The organism is Paenibacillus alvei DSM 29, assembly GCF_000293805.1.
GTDB lineage: Bacteria > Bacillota > Bacilli > Paenibacillales > Paenibacillaceae > Paenibacillus_B > Paenibacillus_B alvei.
This window is the reverse complement of record NZ_AMBZ01000001.1, coordinates 482,266-500,925: the sequence shown is the minus strand read 5'-3', so window position 1 is coordinate 500,925 and position 18,660 is coordinate 482,266. Positions and strand designations below refer to the sequence as shown.

Genomic DNA, 18,660 nt, shown 5'->3' with positions numbered 1-18,660 from the left:
ATTACGACCAGGTTTCTTAATTGAAACGGGGGGATGCGGGTTGATTGGCTTTCTGATATGGGTGTTAAGCTGGGTGTGTCTGTTCTGGATATGGGGCGAGGCATCAGCGCGCAAGGGGAAGCAGATTGGCTGTTTATGGGCGCTCGTAGTATTCCTGCTTGGTCCGGTAGGGATCATCCTCTACCTCATTTTACGCAATTATGATTAGGGAGAGTTTATCTAAGAATCATTGGGGCAAAGTTTGAATACGCCAGAAAAAAGGAACTGACTCTCTGCATAATTGGATGCAGTGAGGACAGTTCCTTTTGTATTGCCGGTGCGCTTATGTTGCTTGTGCAGTTGGCGCTGCCTTCGTATAGGTGATCGCTTGGCTGCCCATTTGCTCCCATCCGCGCTTGAAGGCGGCGCGGGAGATGCGATCGCGGCGACCAAGCGGATCATGTACGTATACATATTGCTCGTCATAGCCGATCACGAGCAAGGAGTGCTCATAGTAGGTCACTTGGATTGGCCCATCTGCTGTATTCCACGTTATCCAAGCTCCTGCTGGGACGAAATCGTACAGTGTCGTATGGATAACCCATACTGGCGTTCCTTGCCCGACCGTCCACAGCAGATGCCCGAACGATGTCCCGGTCATATCAATGATTCGTCCCGGCAAATACTTCTCCGCGACCTCTGCTATCGGCTCGTGATATACCCCGAGACCAGGATTGGCGAACGTGTACATATCGCCTACGAATCCGCGATGCGGATTGCCGAAATAGATGCCGCCATTCTTTTTCTCATACGGCGTTGTATCTTTGCGGATATTTTTAGCCAGCTCCATCTTGTCTACTTTCTGACCTGCGGATTGCAAGAGCATGGCTAGGGCAGTCACTTCACAGCCGCGCGGCAACTCAGGGAGCTGCAAAATAAGCGGAGCTCCATTCAAGCGAATCGACTTCGGCGCAGGCTTCTTCGGATCCCACATCACATGCTGACCGCGGTAGGTTACTCTGCGGCCAGGTATCTGCTTCGCATAATTGACGGCGTCTTCCCAGCGGTGGAACAGTGCGGTATAGCTTGTTCCCATCTTGACTGCATACGAACCAAACGCATCGTAGGCCAGATAGGAGGACAATTCCTCTCTCCATTCGTTCCACTTCTCTTGTTTAGGCGCTTTTGGAGTCGTGGTCAGTGCGATTACGCCGCCACTGCTATAAATATGCCGCCCGAGCGCTTCACTAGCCGGCCGAAGCGGGACGTAGGTAACTCCGTCCTTCTGAACAGGCAGTGCATTTACAGAGGCTGCGGATTTGCTGCCGGATGGAGTCGCGATGCTGACCTTGCCTTTTTCGAGCGAATACGTAATTCTTGCTTCATCTCTTGACAACGTAAGGGTGCGGCCACCCTTATCGACAGCCAGATCTGCATCAAGCTTGTCCGCCAGGAAGCGGACAGGTACGAGTGTCTCCCCCTTCTCCTGATAAGGAGCAGCCTTCGGCTCGGATTCTGCAAGTGGAACCAGATAGCGTCCTACCCGTGCGGTATTGCTGTACAGCATCAGTACAATGTCGTCCGAGGGCAGCCCGAAGGAGAAGGGTAAGGAGCCATCCTTGAGCTTAGAGAGAATAAAGTTTTGAAAAGGAAATGCACATAAAGCTAGCAATATAAGAAACAGCAGCCATCGATTCAGCTGCCTGACGATTCGCGGCAAAGTTCAAACCCTCCTCAGACATACTCCCTTCTTATATCGGCAATTTGCCGAGATTTCATTAGGTGCTAAATTTTTTACCCCATTTATCCAATAAATGAACCTTTTATAGAAGATAGTTGTTAATCTAGTAGTGCATGTTCAAGGGGAGCAGCAACTAGCGATGTGTAGGAAAGGTGGAGAACCTGTTGACGGACAGGGAATTTTTCGAAAAATACAACAGAGATGTGTACAGGACCTGCTACTATATGCTGCGCAATGCCTCGGATGCGGAAGACGTGTGCCAAGAGGTGTTCATGAAGGCGCTCACGTCGGGATGGGACAAGGTGGAGTTTCTCAAGACGTGGCTCATGCGAATTACGGTCAACCATTGCTTAAATCACTTGCGCAAGAATAAGTCGAGATGGATGAAGGAGAAGATGCTGCTCTTGTTCCAACGGGAGCAGGTGGAACCTTCTATCCTAACGGTAGTCGAACAAAAGGAGTCAGAGGACGAGTGGAAGCGGCGCCTCGCGAAGCTGCCGGACAAAATCCGCATCGTCATCACCCTGCGGTATACAAATGATCTGCCGCTTGCCGACATCGCGGATATTCTGGATATTCCGGTGGGAACCGTGAAATCCCGGTTGAACCGAGGATTGAAGATGATGAGGGTCATATTGGACGAGTTGGACGATGATTTAAAGCTGCCGGATGAGCAATCAGTCAAGCGGAACAGTAGCTTGGGAAGAAAGGAAGGTGAGGAACTTGGAGAAAAAACAAACGAAGCAACAAATCTTTCACAGCAGCTGGGCGATGAAGGCAGCCATTCCTACCCGGACTTCGAGGCGATGTGGATGCGGATTGAGGCGGCCAGAAGTGAGCAGGACGAACAAGGAACGTCGGCCACACCGTTACAGACGAAGCCGTTGTTCCGCGGGCGCAGGTTGGCTGTGCTGTCATTGGCTGCGTTTGTGCTGTTGGCTACTCCAGTTCTCGCCTATATTACCATGAAGTGGGATTTTAAAAATCTGAAAGGTGTGGAATCAGCGATCCAGCATGGATTTGGGCAACCGATCAATAAGAAGGTTACGAATAGCGGCGTCACATTCGCTATCGATACGGCGGTGTCCGACGATAATGGAACCACGCTGTTATACAGCTTGAATACAGGGGATAAGCAGGAGCGGAAATGGATATTCGACCAATTTGATTTCAAAGACGAGAAAGGAAATTCCATTGAAAGCCTGGATTATGTGAAGAGAGTGAATTTGAACTACCACTGGAGGGATGGATATTATTGGGATAAATGGGATGAAGAAAGCCGAACCTACAATGGCTTCTTCGAGACGTCCTGGACGGTTCCCGGCAATGAAGCGAATGTGCAATTGTCTGCGCGTGGGCTGCAAGCGTATGACTACGTTCGTGTACCAATCGATTTGGATCCGCACAAGGCGGAGGTACAGACTTTTCCGGTTCATGATGGTGGGATTGAGGAATTGAAGGTGCAGTTTGTAAAAGGCGGACAAGGGCAAGCACTCCTCAAATATTCTGTGTCCTACACGGATAATTCGAATTTCAACATCGTTGGGCCTCAAATTGTGGTGAAAAAGGAAGGGAAAGTGGTAAATCGATCAGGCGATAAGTCGACTAGAACGATCGAGATTGATGGGCATCCAGAATGGGGTGTACAAGAAGGCTATAGCTCGGACGAACTACTGCAGGGCGGCAATTCATTCGAATTTGTGTACGGCGTGAAGGGAAGTCATATCGAGGGAGAATGGAATATCGGCATGTTCACCTTGAACAAGGAGAAGGCGATGAAGGCGTCAGTGACCCGGGAATTAAACATTCCGCTCCACACGTCGCAAGGGGACTCGATCCTCCGCAAGCTGATTATCAGGCCGACAGCGATAAAATTGGAGGTGGAGAATAAGAAAGTATTCCACGGAATTCCATACCGATCAGTTTCATTGCTGGTGAACGGACGTAAGCTTGAAGGGTGGGAGTTGACATTGGAATACTTCGATACTCCGCTCTATGGATATCGGCAAGTGTTCGAGTTTCCGGTAAGGCCCGATCTGCGGTTGACCGCGGATATGCCGGTAGAATTGTTGTTGGAACGTGAGATTGAGAAGATAAATGACTATAAGAAGCCAATCAAGTTGACAGCTATTACAGATGAAAAGAAAGAAACGCTTGTGAACGTAGAGGGTTATCCGGTCAAAGTAACCTACTATACCAAAAACGGTGATCTGTATGTCGAGAACGAGAGCGAGAATTTAAAGTTCAGCGGCGTTTCTCAGACGTATATGAAACAGGGAGACGAGAGAATATTTGGGAAAGTCCTGTTTTTCCAATGGGAGGAGAACTGGCTAGATTGGGAGAATTCCAACAAGTACGTAAACGTGTATCGTGGATTTAAGGGAAACGAAACAGAGATTTACTTATTTGAGTTCTACATTCGACATTGGGATCGGAATTTGAAAATAAAGTTGCAATAGGATGAACGATGCTGTCCTCGTCAGGATATGACGTAAGGGCAGCATTTTTTTGCATTCCTTCCAAATTAGTGAACCTAAATGAGGGCGGCTGTGTTAATTAGGATAGAGGCTTGCGCCTAAGGGATCCCATAAACGCTATCGTGCGGCCTGACTAACAACCAATATCGTTTGAACTAGAGAGGAGAATAACCTATGAAAAATACGATGAAAGTAACAATCGCTACACTTTGCAGCATTCTGCTGCTAGGTTCCATGAGTGCTGCTGTACAGGCAGCGTCGTCGCAATCATTCAACGGTATCACGCTCAAGACGGCAGCAGCCAAAGCTCCAACTGATGCAGAGAAAAAGAAAATGTTCGAAGCGGAGAAGAAAAAGATATTTCAAATCAAAAAAATCCGGGGGATTTCTATGTTCTATATGTCAGTGATAAAAAACTGAATGGCGGAAGTGAGTTTTTATATTCTTCGGAGTTTCCAAAATTCACAAAATATGAAGACTACAAGAACTGGACAGCTAAATTGAAGGGAGCAGTTATTCAGGAGCCAGAAGGGATGCCGGAAGGATATAAATTCGTAAATGGAGTAATCCAAAATCCGTTTAAACAGTTCGATGCGCACGTGAAGGCTGAAGCCAAAGGCAAAGTGGTGTATTCCAAAAAGATAGAATGGGATGAAGCGGGAATGATCAGGCTGGAATATGCCAATGGCAAAAACAAATTGGTGCTGAGTCTGAGAAAGATAGAAAACGGAGAGGAAAAGAAATCTAAAGAAGGATTCCAGTTTAAGTCTGCCGACGAGAAGGCCGAAGAAAATGCTAAACAGCCAAAGAATGAAATCCTTCCAGACATCAATAATTCACTGTCATGGACAGAAAAAGGAGTAAGATGCACGATTTCCACAAATCCCGAGAATCCTTTGACGAAGGAAGAGATGATCAAGCTTGCGAAAACGATGATTAAAAAATAGTTCTGGAGAGGAGCATTACCCATGAAAAACACAAAGAAAGTAACCATCGCTACACTTTGCAGCATTCTCCTGTTAGGTTCCATGAGTGCTGCTGTACAGGCAGCATCGTCGCAATCAATCAATAGCATTACGCTCAAAACGGCGGCAGCCAAGGCTCCAACTGATGCAGAGAAAAAGAAACTGATCGAAGCGGAGAAGGCAAGGATAGTAAAGCTCAAAAAAAATCCTGGTGATGTTTATCTCGTGTATGTCAGCGATAAGAAGCTGAATGGCGATAGTGAGTTTTTGTATTATGTGGAGTTCCCGACATTTAAAAAATACGAAGACTACGAGAAATGGACTTCTAAATTGAAGGGAGCAATCGTACAGGAGCCAGAGGGGATGCCAGAAGGATATTCCTTTGTTAAAGGAGTAATCCAAAATTCGTTCAGTAAACAGTTCGAGGCACAAGTGAAGGCTGAAGCCAAAGGCAAAGTGGTATATTCCAAAAAGATGGAATGGACGGAAGCGGGAGAGATCAAACTGGAGTACAAAAAAGGAAAAGATAATATCATTCTCCACATGCAAACGGATTATAGCGAAGAGAAGGAGGCTAAAGAATACACATACGAATCCGCCGCAGATAGCTTACATACTGATCGAAATCAAGTTACCTGGTCGGAGAACGGAAAAATATTTTTCCTCTCTGTGAATCCCGAGAATCCATTGACGGAGGAAGATTTAATGAAGCTTGCGACAACGATGATTAAAAAATAGTTCTGGAGAGGAGCATTACCCATGAAAAACACAAAGAAAGTAACAATCGCTACACTTTGCAGCATCCTGCTGCTAGGTTCCATGAGCGCTGCTGTACAGGCAGCGTCGTCGCAATCAAGCAACAGCATCGCGCTCAAGACGGCAGCAGCCAAAGCGCCGACTGATGCAGAGAAAAAGCAAATGATCGAAGCGGAGAAGGCAAGGATAGTAAAGCTCAAAAAAATCCTGGTGATGTTTATCTCGTGTATGTCAGCGATAAGAAGCTGAATGGCGGAAGTGAGTTTCTATACTATACAAATTTCCCGACATTCTCCAAGTATGAAGACTACGAAAAATATAGTTCTAAATTAAAAGGGCCTATCATACAGGAGCCAGAGGGCATGCCGGAGGGATATGCCTTTGTCAAAGGAGAAATCGAGAATTCAATCGATCGTAAGAAATTTGAGGCACAAGTGAAAGCGGAAGCTAAAGGCAAAGTGGTGTATTCCAAAAAGATAGAATCGCCAGAGGTGGGAGAGATCAAGCTGGAGTACGCCAAAGGAAATGATAAGTTGTTCATGGAACTCTTCACGCTAGAGCTAGGAAAGGATGCCAAAGACGAAGGGTTCAATTACAAATCTGCTGACGAATATGATGCAGAAACAAAGAAGAAGTATCCTCAATTCGTTAGAAATTCGGTGTCATGGACGGAGAAAGGGATAAGATTTACCATTGCCACGAATCCCGGTAATCCATTGACGAAGGAAGAGCTGATCGAGCTCGCGAAAACGATGATTAAAAAATGATAGGGATTAAGGCCGGCAGAAGCTGCAGGACGGGTTGCCTGCGGCTTTGGATTCGGAAGTAAAGGAGAATGATAGGCGAGATGCGATGGGGTTCGTGGTTGAAGCAAGGTACGATTCTAGTAAGCATTATGGCTCTGGTGAGCGGATGCTTCGGACCGAAGCCTGTGCTGGAGGAGCTCGGAAAAGATGGCCATGGCAAATTAAAGGTGCTTTACTCTGATGAGGGTGATTTCTTTCGAGAATACGGAAATGTATTTACGCTCAAATTTCCGAATATCGACATCGAAGTGGTCGAGACCAAGGGATTATACCAGCAGATGCAAATCCAAAAAGGTGTTGATTATGGGACGCTATTAACGAAGCTGATTGATGAACAGCAGCCAGATGTGTTGACTCTATCAGCTCCAAGTTATGAAGAGTACGCATTGGACGGCAAATTATACAATCTAGAGTCGATCATCAAGCAGGAGCAATTCGATCTCGAAGGGTTCATGCCAGGCTTGATTGATATGGTGAGAGAGCAGGGAGGAGGCGCACTATTTGGCCTGCCGCCGTTTTTCTTTACGGAAGTGCTCTACTATAATGCCGATTTATTCAAAGCGAATGCAATAGATCTGCCCAAAGGCGGCATGACCTGGAAGGATCTGTTCGATCTGGCTGTGCGTTTCGAAGATACGGGAATGCCTGGGCTATATGCTGGCGATGAGGACGCAATTGGGATGCTGAATCGCATAGCGGACACATGGGGCCTACAGGAATTCGATGCCAAGGGGGAGAATATCCTGCTCGAATCAGAGAGTTGGAAGCAGGCCTATCAAATGGTGGCGGATGCAATACGCACTCGCGCACTGCAGGTTAAGAAACCGGGAGATTCGAGTTTTCTCCTAGCGGCCGACAATCTCTTCCTGCAAGGCAACGCGGCCATGACCTTCGGCAGTTCAGGCTTTATTCGCGAGTTTAGCGATCCGCAAAACAAGAAGGCAAGCAAGATGGATTGGGGCATGGTTCAGTTTCCTATTGATCCCTCCCACCCAAATGAAACGACAAGTGCAAGGCCCTATGAGTATTTTGCCATTAACGAGCATTCGAGCAATAAGCGGGCCGCCTGGGAATTTGTAAAGTACGTCAACGGACCGGAGATGGCGAAGGCAAGCTCTGCCATCTACTATAAGCTGCCGACGCGAACCGGATTCGTCAAGTCGATTCAGGGCAAGAGTACAGAAGCTTTCTATGCCTTGCAAATAAAAAATAAGAAATACGAGTGGGCGATAAAGCGAGTTCCAAGTGACTTTAACACTGCATACTCTCCTTTGCGGGAGGAAGCATTGAAGGCCATCATTGACAAAGAGAAAACCGTGGATGAGGCCTTGGCAGAACTACAGCAGAAGGCACAGGCAGCGCTTCAGAAGGTGCGCCAAGACAAATTGAAATAAAAGAGATCGATGAATAGGCATGTAAAGGGGAAGTGAAGTGGAGAAATGAGGCGAACCGGAAAACGAAAGGCAGCTATACTGCTTCTGCTCAGCATCGTCCTGGTCATAAGCGGATGCTTCGGGAGTAAGTCCGTACCAGATGGGCTTGGCGGTGAAGGCAACGGGAAGCTGAAGGTGTATTATCCCTATGTGGAGGACTTCCATAACAAGTACGGCCAGTTATTTAAAAGCCAGTACCCGGACATTGAAATTGAGATCATCCAGTCGGGGAATGAAGGAGAAGACGCATCGGACAAATTAAGCCCGCAGGAAAAGTTGCAGCGCATGATGGAGCGCCAGAAGCCGGACGTCCTTGTTCTCAATTTGGATGAGTACGAGCATTTATCCAGCATGGGCAAGCTGTATGATTTGGAATCGGTGATCAAGCAGGAGCAATTCGATTTGGATGGTTATATGCCCGGTTTGATCGACATGCTGCGCGAGAAGGGAAACGGTTCTCTATTTGGGCTTGCTCCCACGCTCAGGGCTCGGTACTTATACTATAATGCGGATATGTTCCAGGAGAAACGTATTGATCTGCCGGTCAATAAAATGCAGTGGAAGGATCTCTTTGAATTGTCTGCAAGATTCCATAACGGCAGGACGGATGAAGATGCTTCCTATGGATTGATTGATAATCAAGCTTCTGATGTATTGCAGGAAGTCGCAGCTACGAGGGATTTGCAGCTATTCGACGCGGAAGGCAAGAAGGTGCTGCTGCAGTCCGAAGGCTGGAAGCAAGCGTTTCAGTTAACGGTCGATGCGATCAAGAAAAAGGCGGTATCCGTTCGCCCGCCAGAGCAGAGCGGCGATCCGGGATCGCGTTATATATTGGCCATGAACAAATTCGTTAACGGGGAATCCCCGATGATTCTCAATGATTCGTCCTTTGCAGCACACATTGGCGGGTCTTCTTCCAAGATAAATTGGGGCATGGTGACCGCCCCAATCAATCCGGCGCACGCAGATGAGTCCAACAGAATCTCTGCCACGCAAATATTCGCCATTGCTGCCGATTCGGCAAATAAACATGATGCTTGGGAGCTCGTCAAGTTCATGAACGGCACAGGGATGGCGAAGATCATATCCCGTTCAGGAAGAAGTGATTTACCAGCGCGGACGGGATATATCCCGAGAAGTTTGGAAAGAGGCGCTGAATCCATTTATATGCTGAAGCCATCGAAGCATCATACGAACGAGCAGTGGAAGAAGAACATTCCGGACAGCTTCTATCAGGCGTATGAGCAGCTGTTGAATGAAGCGCTGCATGCTGTAGCCGGAGATAAGATGACATTGGATCAGGCGATTGCGGATCTGGAGCAGCAGGCGCAAGCGAAGCTGGATCTTGCCCGCAAGAACAAATAAAGCAGAAACAGCCATAGCCGTAGAGAACGGACTATGGCTGTTTGTTTGCGTAGGATAGGTATCCTACCTTAGTCTTACTTATTCAGCATATGGAATACTTGCTCGACGTCTTTATCCCCGCGACCGGAGATGTTGACGATGATGATCTGCTCTTCTCTAAGCGTTGGCGCGAGCTTTAATGTATGAGCAACTGCGTGTGCGCTCTCGAGTGCAGGAATAATGCCCTCTGTCTTTGACAGCACTTGGAAGGCTTCAAGCACTTCTTCATTCGTTACCGTCACATATTCCGCGCGGCCGGACTCATTCAAGTGGCTATGCTCGGGTCCGATACCCGGGTAGTCCAAGCCTGCTGCGATGGAGTAAGTTGGAGCAGGATTGCCTTCCTCGTCTAACAAGACAAGACATTTGAAGCCATGCAGTACACCAGGCACACCCTTTGTTAAGGTTGGCGCTTGATCTGGCTCGACTCCAATTAGACGTACTGATGGCTCCTCAATATAATGGGCGAAAGCGCCGATTGCATTGCTGCCGCCGCCAACACAGGCGATAACGGCATCTGGGAGACGACCTTCTTTCTCCACGATTTGACGCTTCGATTCTTCACTAATAATCGATTGGAAATGCTTCACGATAGACGGGAACGGGTGCGGCCCGACAGCAGAACCTAACAGATAGAACGTAGATGCGTAGTTTTCCACCAGATCATCCAGTGCTACATCCACCGCATCCTTCAATCGTCCTTGCCCCTTTGAGACCGACATGACCTTGGCTCCAAGCAATTCCATACGGAATACATTCAGTGCCTGACGGCGAATGTCTTCTGCTCCCATGTAAATGATGCACTCCATGCCGAACATGGCACATACCGTTGCTGTCGCAACACCGTGCTGGCCTGCTCCTGTTTCCGCGATGATGCGGTGTGCGCCCATGCGCTTAGCGAGCAGAATCTGCCCAAGCACGTTGTTGATTTTATGGGAACCGGTGTGATTCAAATCCTCGCGCTTCAAATAAATCTTGGCACCGCCGAGCTTCTCTGTCAGATGCTTCGCATAGGTGAGCGGATTGTCACGACCTACGTATTCGCGTGCGTACATATTGTATTCTTGGATAAATTCCGGGTCGTCCTTGTACTTGAAAAAGGCTTCTGCGAGACGCTCCAATACCCCTTGCAATTGGGGCGGTACATAGCTTCCTCCGAACTGCCCGAACCTGCCTTGTTCTGTTGATACGGTCATGTGAATTACCCCCTCGGTTCCAATGATTAGCAATAATTTGTTCATATTTTATCGCACTATCGTGTTAAAGTCTAATGTTATTTCTGATGCATCAGCTCTTTACAGAGACGAAAAAGGGTATAAAGCTCAGGATGTGTGTCCGAATCTTAGATGATGTGCGACATATGATTGGAACATGAATGACCTAATGATATAATCAATATGATGAAAACGTTGTCTTGCGATTTGCGTTTTCGATTTTCGTAAGCGCGATCATAAGCTGGCATATGAGGGATCTCCTCTGAACGAGACAGATAAAGTCAGGCTTGAGAAGGTGAGGGAGAAAACATGAAATTGTTAGGCGCTATTGAGGGCGGAGGCACGAAGTTTGTCGTTGGTGTCGGTACCGAAGATGGACAAATTCAACAAATCGAATCGTTCCCGACGACGACACCGGAAGAGACGATGGATCGTACGGTTGCGTTCTTTAAAGATAAAGGAGTTAGCAGCATTGGCTTTGGTTCCTTCGGGCCAGTAGATCTGAATCCGAACAGTCCTACATATGGACATATCGCAAAAACACCTAAGCCGCATTGGAGCGGATACGATGTTGTTGGGCATTTGAAGCGCCATTTCGATGTGCCGATTGGCTTTGATACAGACGTGAACGGAGCGGCATTGGGCGAAGCGACATTCGGAGCGGCCAAAGGCTTGAACAGCTGCTTGTACATCACAGTAGGTACAGGCATTGGCGCAGGTGCTGTCGTGGAGGGCAAGCTGGTTCATGGGCTGCTTCATCCAGAGATGGGTCATATTATGGTGAAGCGTCATCCAGAAGATACGTATGAGGGCAAATGCCCGTACCATAAAGATTGCTTGGAAGGCCTTGCTGCAGGTCCGGCAATCGAAGCGCGCTGGGGCGTGAAGGCGTATCAATTGGGCGAGGATCATAAGGCTTGGGAGCTTCAAACCTTCTATTTGGCGCAAGCGCTGATGAACTATATTTTGACGATTTCTCCGGAAAAAATCATTCTCGGCGGCGGCGTCTCCAAGCAGCTTCATCTGTTCCCGCGCATTCGCGAGCAGGTGAAGACACTGTTGAACGGATACGTTCAGCATCCTGCTATTTTGGAAGTGAACGAGGATTACATCGTGCCTCCAGCATTGCAGGATCGTGCAGGAATTACAGGTGCGCTAGCACTTGCAGTACAAGCATTGAAATAGGATGTGATGGATTCATCCATACATGCCGCATCATAGAAGTGAGATGGCAAAGCTGTCGGACAACCGTGTCCGGCGGCTTTTTTTGTAGATGAGGTTGATTGTATGAGCATGAGATTGTCCCCTCATTGGCAATGGCTGCATACATTTCGCTTCCTTGGGAAAAGGTGAGATGTACTTACATACCTTGTCCAATGAGGGGATGAATTCTATGTTTAAATCAGAATTCGGCGTGTTGCAGAAGGTCGGCAAGGCGCTTATGTTGCCTGTCGCCATCTTGCCTGCGGCAGGTATTCTGCTTGGCATCGGGAACGCGCTGTGCAATCCGGATATGATTGCGAGACTTCCTTGGCTCAGAAATAGTGCAGTCAGTGTCATTACGAATGTCATGGAGCAAGCGGGGGGGCATTGTATTTGACAACTTGTCCCTGCTGTTTGCAGTTGGCGTTGCCATTGGTCTTGCTGGCGGTGACGGGGTAGCCGGCTTGGCGGCTATCGTCGGCTATTTCGTTATGAACGTGACACCCGACATTGTGGCAAGCAATTCGGCCTATGCTACGATTCAGGACATCCCGACCCTCCAAACGGGCGTGTTCGGCGGGATCATAATCGGGATCGTCGCAGCCGTACTGTACCCACGATTTTTTATGATAGAGCTGCCCTCCTATTTGGGTTTCTTTGCGGGCAAGCACTTCGTTCCGATTATTACGGCTGTTACCTCACTCATTATCAGTATGATCATGGTGTTCATCTGGCCGCCTGTCCAGAACGGCTTGAATACCTTCTCGCTTCTATTAGACCCTTTTGGTATTAGAGATAAAAGTTTCATACTCTCCGCCCATTTTAAATGCGCTTCTGTCTGATTTGTACTTTTTGCATTCTTAATTTGAATGAAAAAAGATTTATCGGGATAAATTTCCGTTTAAGGAGATTATTGAGAAACCTCTAATTGCAAGAAGCCCAAGGATGAAAAATCCCTGGGCTTCTTTGCGCTGCAGTACAGGCATAACCACAAACACCACAACATAATCCCAAATTCTGGTTCTAATCTTCATAAAAAGCCTCCTTTGACTTTTAAATTATTTTAAGTGCTATTGATCATATTCTAATATTAACTAGTAATGATAGCTTAGTTATACTCTCATTACTATGAGATTTGTATAAATTATACATATGGAAGAGGTGTTTGTTTTGAAGAAATTATTAAGCGTTTCCATGGCACTTGACATCGGATTGCATACTTTTTCCTGCACTAGGGAAAGGTAAGGCGTACTTAGTGTACTTACATACCTTGATTAGATGAGGGGATGAAATCTATGTTCAAATCAGCGTTCGGCGTGTTGCAGAAGGTCGGCAAGGCGCTTATGCTGCCTGTTGCCATCCTGCCAGCGGCAGGTATTCTGCTTGGCATCGGCAATGCGCTGCGCAATCCGGATATGATTGCGAGACTGCCTTGGCTTGGAAATAGTGTAGTCAGTGTCATCACGAACGTCATGGAGCAAGCGGGAGGCATCGTATTCGATAACTTGTCTCTCTTGTTCGCGGTTGGCGTTGCCATCGGTCTTGCCGGCGGAGACGGGGTAGCGGGGTTGGCGGCTATCGTTGGTTACTTTGTTATGAACGTAACGATGAAGGTCATGATGAACGTTACACCTGACGTTGTGGCTGGCAATTCGGCCTATGCTACGATTCAAGGTATTCCGACTCTGCAAACGGGCGTGTTCGGCGGGATCATAATCGGGATCGTCGCCGCCGTACTGTACCAGCGATTTTTCAAGATCGAGCTGCCTTCTTATTTAGGCTTCTTTGCGGGCAAGCGCTTCGTTCCGATTATAACGGCTGTTACCTCGCTCATTATCGGCATTATCATGGTATTCATCTGGCCGCCTGTCCAGCACGGCTTGAATACCTTCTCGCATTCGCTTCTTGATTCGAACCGGGCGCTGGCCGCGTTCATATTTGGTATTTGTGAGCGGGCACTGATCCCGTTTGGGCTGCATCATATTTTCTATGCCCCATTTTGGTTCGAGTTCGGGGAATACATGGACAAGGCGGGACAGCTCATTCGCGGCGACCAGAAAATATTTTTCGCCCAGTTGAAAGATGGAGTGCCCTTAACAGCTGGTACCTTCATGGCAGGTAAATTCCCGTTCATGATGTTTGGACTTCCGGCCGCTGCATTGGCGATTTATCATGAGGCGCGCAAGGAGAACAAAGCCATAGTAGCAGGTTTGATGGGCTCGGCAGCGCTAACCTCCTTTTTGACAGGAATTACAGAGCCGCTCGAGTTCGCCTTCCTATTCGTAGCTCCTCTCTTATTTGCAGTACATGTGTTGTTTGCGGGCATTTCGTTCCTGACGATGCACTTGCTTGGCGTGAAAATTGGTATGACGTTCTCGGGCGGAGTCATTGACTACCTGCTGTTTGGCGTCTTGCAAAATCGGACGCCTTACTGGCTCGTTATTCCGGTCGGGCTTGTACTTGCCGTAATCTATTACTTTGGTTTCCGCTTTGCGATTCGCAAGTTCAATTTGCGAACACCCGGACGTGAAGCTACTGCTCCAGCAGCAGCCGCTGCACCGGGAGCCACCGCCTCCAATGAACTGCCGCGAGGCATTCTGAATGCGCTTGGCGGCAAGGAGAACATCGCTTCCCTCGATGCATGCATTACGCGGCTTCGTGTACAGGTGAAGGATTCCGGCGATGTGAACAAGGATCGACTGAAGGAGCTTGGAGCTTCAGGGGTTCTTGAGGTCGGCAACAGCGTACAGGCGATATTCGGCACGCGCTCTGAAACCATTAAGCATCAGATTAATGAGCTCATTACGCAGGAATCGATGGAGCTTAAGCCTGACGATGTCGGTGCAGCAAATCGACGTGATATGGAAATCGGACGCGAGGATAAAGAGGGTGAGCCAACCTCGGAAAAGGATACAGAAAAAGAGGTTAGTATTTACGAAGAGGGATACAGAAGAAAGACGGTAGAATCAACGGAGAAGGATACAGAAGGAAAACAGTAGAATCAACGGAGAAGGATACGGATAAAGACGGTAGTGTCTACAGAAAAGGATACGGAAGAAATCAGCACGGAAAAGGATATTGGAAGACTAACGGTTGCATCCTCTCAAAGATTGCGGCTATATTTATCCACTGCAATCGGATCGCAGGCATGTTCCTGTGCTGTTCAACAGTGTTTATACCCTCACAACATGGTTGTGGGGGTATTTATGTTGCGCAAGAGTTGAACAGCCTTTCTCATCGTTTCAGTATGTAAATCCTTTGCGGCCGGCGCTATCCCCTTCACTCAGGGGAGGAAATCATCAAAAGAGCAAACTGGGCAACTGAGCAAGCGGGATAGTGAAACAAGGTTAATCCATAGAGGAATGGGGGTGAATGGGGGGATCGAAATATAACGATAACGTTAACTATGTTAATTTATTCAATAGTTAACAAATGATTGTCCTTCAACAAATGATCATGTAAAATGTATTTTTGAAATGTTAACTTAATAATTTATAATATGGTTTACACAAGAGAGGTTCTACCTATGAGCTCGCATTCGCATACAGACGGGAAACAACATACCGCAAGAGGATTATTTGTATCTTCCACAGGAACTGGAATAGGGAAGACCATCGTGACCGCAGGAATCGGAGCGTACTATCATGAAATCTGCCGGCGCCGAATTCGGATCTGGAAGCCCGTACAGAGCGGCGTGACCTTAGGGGATCCGGAAGCAGACAGCTATCGCCTGCGATTGGGGAGTGGACTGTTACATATTCCAGAAGAAGAGGTAGCGACTTGGACATTGCAAGACCCGCTGGCACCATGGATGGCGTTTGAGCGGGCAGGAATTGAATTTTCCTTCGGCTGTTTGCTGGAGGAAGGGCGCAGACGGCAGAAGGATGATTCCTTTTTGCTAGTCGAAGGGGCTGGCGGGATTGCTGTACCGTTCAATGCGGCGCATACGATGGCTGATGCTGCTCGTGAACTAGGTCTCCCCGTGCTGCTCGTGGCTTCATCGGGCTTAGGCACAGTAAGTCATACGGTAACAGCGGTGCAGTATGCACGGGAAAGAGGAATTACAGATCTGGCAGTCGTATTCAGCGGCCCACCGACATTGGCGGATGACCGTGAGCTTGCGGAAAATGCAAGAATGATTGAGGCAATGGCTGAAGTACCTGTGTGCGGGATTGTTCCTTGGCTGGTACAGCCTAGCCATGCACGTGCCATGGAAACGGCAGCCTGGACGGCGTGGAGGCAGCGTTGGCTTGCATCCTTTGTCCACATGAAGAAGATGACAGCTTGGCTTCAGGAACGGGCATAAACAATGGGATTTTTACGGGAATGAAGCGACGAATGTAAGGATAAATCCATATCGGGATAATGATCTGTAAGGGAGAGATGGTTATGAAGGAGCAGTTGGTGAAGGTGAAGGACATAAATTGGCGCGGGCTGGCAGATCAAGCTATCGAAGGAAAGGCATTGACGCGTGAGGAGGCGCTCGCTGTGCTCCGTGCGGATGATAATGAGCTGCTAGCCATTATGGATGCGGCGTATCAGGTGCGGCGCCACTTTTTTGGCAACAAAGTGAAATTGAACCTGATTATTAACGCAAAAAGCGGACATTGCCCGGAGGATTGCGGGTATTGCTCGCAGTCGATTCGATCCGATGCGCCTATCGAGAAGTACACCATGCTGGAAAAGGATACGCTCATAGATGGTGCGCGCAAAGCGATGGAGATGAAGGTGGGAACCTACTGCATCGTAGCCAGTGGGCGTGGGCCGACGAAGCGGGAATTGGATCAGGTCGTAGCGGCTGTCGAGGAAATTAAATCGACGATGCCGATGAAAATATGCGCGTGCCTAGGGATCCTCTCACCCGAACAAGCAGCTCGGCTGAAGCAGGCCGGTGTTGATCGCTACAATCACAATTTGAATACAAGCTCTGATCATTATTCTCATATCACATCCACACATACGTATGAGGATCGGGTACATACGGTGAGTACAGCCAAGGCGGCAGGCATGTCGCCATGCTCCGGGGTCATTATGGGAATGGGGGAGACAGACGAGCAGTTGGTTGATGTCGCTTTCTCCTTGCGTGAGCTGGATGCGGATTCGATACCAGTTAATTTTTTGAATGCTATTCCAGGTACGCCACTAGCTCATTTGCATGATTTGGATCCGCGCCGTTGCTTGAAGGCGCTCGCCATGTTCCGCTTTGTCTGTCCTTCGAAGGAGATTCGTGCTTCCGGCGGTCGTGAAGTAAACCTTGGTTCTTTGCAGCCACTGGCTCTATATGCAGCCAACTCCATCTTCGTTGGGGATTACTTGACGACAGAAGGACAAGAAGCAACGGATGATCATCGGATGATCGAGGATCTGGGCTTCGAAATTGAACGATGCGCCCTATGACCGTCAGCTCTGATCGCTGGTCATGGATGCGGGATCAATTATCGGAACGGGAACAGGCAGGACGACTTCGTTGGTTATCACAGACCGTATGGCTGGAAGACGGCTGGATGATGCGTGAAGGGAAGAGGATGCTTAATCTAGCCTCCAACTATTACTTAGGACTGTACCCATGGATATCCGATGCTCTGTGGAACTCGTTGAACGAGGAAGCAAGGTTGCTAGGGGAGCCCGGTTTGCGGATCGGTTCCGGAGCCTCGCGCCTCATTACAGGCCATGATCCCCATCATGCAGCACTAGAGCGTGAAATGTCGGAGTTCAAGGGAACGGAGGCCTGTCTCGTATTATCGAGCGGCTATATGGCGAATGCAGGAATTATCCCTGCGCTCGTCGGTCGCCATGACGCGGTGTTCAGTGATCGGCTTAACCATGCCAGCATTGTAGATGGGATTGTGCTCAGTCGTGCAGAACATATTCGATATCCCCATCGTGATTTGAATCGGCTGGAGGATCAGCTGAAGAAATGGACAGTTGGCGCGCTAGGGGCAGGCAGGGCGGCGCGCAAGCTTATTGTGACGGATGCTGTATTCAGCATGGATGGAACGCTTGCTCCGCTGGCAGAGCTGGCAACGTTGAAGGAACGCTATGGTGCCATGCTTATGGTGGATGAGGCGCATAGCGGCGGCGTATATGGGATTGAAGGAAGAGGGCTCTGTCATGCACTTGGTATCCATGAGCGTGTAGATATTATGATGGGAACGTTTGGCAAGGCCTTCGGTGCGGTCGGTGCCTATGCTGCCGCTGAAGATATTGTCATTCGTTATTTGGTGAATCAGGCGAGAACCTTTATTTATAATACGGGTTTGCCGCCTCTCGTTGCAGCGCTAGTACGTGCGCGGCTGCAAGAGGTGCGGGCCGCAGAAGAGGCGCGCTCGGCGTTAATGCGCAAGGCATCGCTTTTCCGTGCGCGATTGCAGGCAGGAGGTCTGGATACAGGGGAAGGTGACAGTCATATTGTGCCGGTGATGCTGGGCTCTGATCGAAGGGCGGTAGCGGTAAGTGAAGGCTTGGCTGAAGCGGGCGTTGCGGGCTTGGCCATTCGACCGCCTACTGTGCCAGAAGGCACGGCGCGCATACGATTTGCACCGTCTCCGCTGCATACGGATGAGGACTTGGCAACAGCGGCAGAAGCAGTCGTGCGTATTGCGGATGAGCTGTAGGATGGTTAGCTTGCGTTGGACTATTGGGGAAAAATTGAATTCGTTATATTTTACGAAGCAAGATAGAG

At 48.6% G+C, this 18,660-nt stretch carries 17 protein-coding genes and 1 pseudogene; 15 read left to right on the top strand and 3 right to left on the bottom strand.

All coding sequences use genetic code 11. The features are described from left to right. Positions 1-40 precede the first annotated feature (40 nt). On the top strand, positions 41-208 hold the full coding sequence (locus PAV_RS35195) for a hypothetical protein (protein WP_163974314.1): 168 nt from the start codon (positions 41-43) through the stop codon (positions 206-208). A gap of 114 nt (positions 209-322) precedes the next feature. On the opposite strand, the gene PAV_RS02370 is transcribed toward PAV_RS35195, so the two are convergent. Continuing rightward, on the bottom strand, positions 323-1,699 hold the full coding sequence (locus PAV_RS02370; protein WP_005543263.1) for a C39 family peptidase: 1,377 nt from the start codon (positions 1,697-1,699) through the stop codon (positions 323-325). A gap of 185 nt (positions 1,700-1,884) precedes the next feature. On the opposite strand from PAV_RS02370, the gene PAV_RS02365 reads away from it, so the two are divergent. The 8 genes from PAV_RS02365 (at position 1,885) to PAV_RS02340 (ending at position 9,522) form a co-directional block, all read left to right on the top strand. Next, complete coding sequence (locus PAV_RS02365; protein WP_081505657.1) at positions 1,885-4,179, top strand: sigma-70 family RNA polymerase sigma factor; 2,295 nt, start codon at positions 1,885-1,887, stop codon at positions 4,177-4,179. Between the two features lie 192 nt (positions 4,180-4,371). Further along, on the top strand, positions 4,372-4,617 hold the full coding sequence (locus PAV_RS35785; RefSeq protein WP_005543261.1) for a hypothetical protein: 246 nt from the start codon (positions 4,372-4,374) through the stop codon (positions 4,615-4,617). A 113-nt stretch (positions 4,618-4,730) separates the two neighbouring features. Further along, positions 4,731-5,144, top strand: a complete 414-nt coding sequence (locus PAV_RS35780; protein WP_005543260.1) for a DUF4367 domain-containing protein — start codon at positions 4,731-4,733, stop codon at positions 5,142-5,144. Positions 5,145-5,165: 21 nt separating this feature from the next. Further along, entirely contained in the window at positions 5,166-5,900 is a 735-nt protein-coding gene (locus PAV_RS02355) for a hypothetical protein (protein ID WP_005543259.1), read from the top strand. Between the two features lie 21 nt (positions 5,901-5,921). Further along, a complete protein-coding gene (locus PAV_RS35775; RefSeq protein WP_005543258.1) occupies positions 5,922-6,167 on the top strand; it encodes a hypothetical protein in 246 nt (81 codons plus the stop codon). Further along, positions 6,143-6,685 (top strand): hypothetical protein, encoded by a 543-nt coding sequence (locus PAV_RS02350; RefSeq protein ID WP_005543257.1) that lies wholly within the window; start codon positions 6,143-6,145, stop codon positions 6,683-6,685. Before PAV_RS35775 ends, PAV_RS02350 begins: the two co-directional genes overlap by 25 nt. An 80-nt stretch (positions 6,686-6,765) precedes the next feature. Beyond that, on the top strand, positions 6,766-8,118 hold the full coding sequence (locus PAV_RS02345; RefSeq protein WP_005543256.1) for an ABC transporter substrate-binding protein: 1,353 nt from the start codon (positions 6,766-6,768) through the stop codon (positions 8,116-8,118). A 45-nt stretch (positions 8,119-8,163) separates the two neighbouring features. Then, positions 8,164-9,522 (top strand): ABC transporter substrate-binding protein, encoded by a 1,359-nt coding sequence (locus tag PAV_RS02340; RefSeq protein WP_005543255.1) that lies wholly within the window; start codon positions 8,164-8,166, stop codon positions 9,520-9,522. Between the two features lie 74 nt (positions 9,523-9,596). On the opposite strand, the gene trpB is transcribed toward PAV_RS02340, so the two are convergent. After that, complete coding sequence (trpB, locus tag PAV_RS02335) at positions 9,597-10,757, bottom strand: tryptophan synthase subunit beta (protein WP_005543254.1); 1,161 nt, start codon at positions 10,755-10,757, stop codon at positions 9,597-9,599. A 327-nt stretch (positions 10,758-11,084) separates the two neighbouring features. On the opposite strand from trpB, the gene PAV_RS02330 reads away from it, so the two are divergent. Both PAV_RS02330 and PAV_RS02325 read left to right on the top strand, forming a co-directional pair. Then, positions 11,085-11,960, top strand: coding sequence for an ROK family protein (locus tag PAV_RS02330; protein WP_005543253.1), 876 nt, complete (start codon positions 11,085-11,087; stop codon positions 11,958-11,960). Positions 11,961-12,168: 208 nt separating this feature from the next. After that, positions 12,169-12,745: pseudogene (locus PAV_RS02325) on the top strand (PTS transporter subunit EIIC); the annotation flags it as partial. 114 nt (positions 12,746-12,859) lie between these two features. Here PAV_RS02325 and PAV_RS34405 read toward each other — a convergent pair. Next, positions 12,860-13,012 carry a hypothetical protein gene (locus PAV_RS34405; protein ID WP_005543250.1) on the bottom strand — a complete coding sequence of 51 codons (153 nt, stop codon included), beginning with the start codon at positions 13,010-13,012 and terminating at the stop codon, positions 12,860-12,862. A 261-nt stretch (positions 13,013-13,273) separates the two neighbouring features. On the opposite strand from PAV_RS34405, the gene ptsG reads away from it, so the two are divergent. The 4 genes from ptsG to PAV_RS02305 all read left to right on the top strand — a co-directional run bounded on the left by ptsG (position 13,274) and on the right by PAV_RS02305 (position 18,592). Further along, on the top strand, positions 13,274-14,977 hold the full coding sequence (gene ptsG / locus PAV_RS32085) for a glucose-specific PTS transporter subunit IIBC (protein WP_005543249.1): 1,704 nt from the start codon (positions 13,274-13,276) through the stop codon (positions 14,975-14,977). A 527-nt stretch (positions 14,978-15,504) separates the two neighbouring features. Beyond that, entirely contained in the window at positions 15,505-16,284 is a 780-nt protein-coding gene (gene bioD / locus PAV_RS02315; RefSeq protein WP_005543248.1) for a dethiobiotin synthase, read from the top strand. A gap of 83 nt (positions 16,285-16,367) precedes the next feature. Next, complete coding sequence (gene bioB / locus PAV_RS02310) at positions 16,368-17,375, top strand: biotin synthase BioB (RefSeq protein WP_005543247.1); 1,008 nt, start codon at positions 16,368-16,370, stop codon at positions 17,373-17,375. Further along, the gene (locus PAV_RS02305) at positions 17,372-18,592 is read left to right on the top strand and encodes an aminotransferase class I/II-fold pyridoxal phosphate-dependent enzyme (protein WP_005543246.1); all 1,221 of its coding nucleotides are present in this window, start codon (positions 17,372-17,374) and stop codon (positions 18,590-18,592) included. The genes bioB and PAV_RS02305 overlap by 4 nt, the downstream gene beginning before the upstream one ends. Positions 18,593-18,660: the final 68 nt, after the last annotated feature.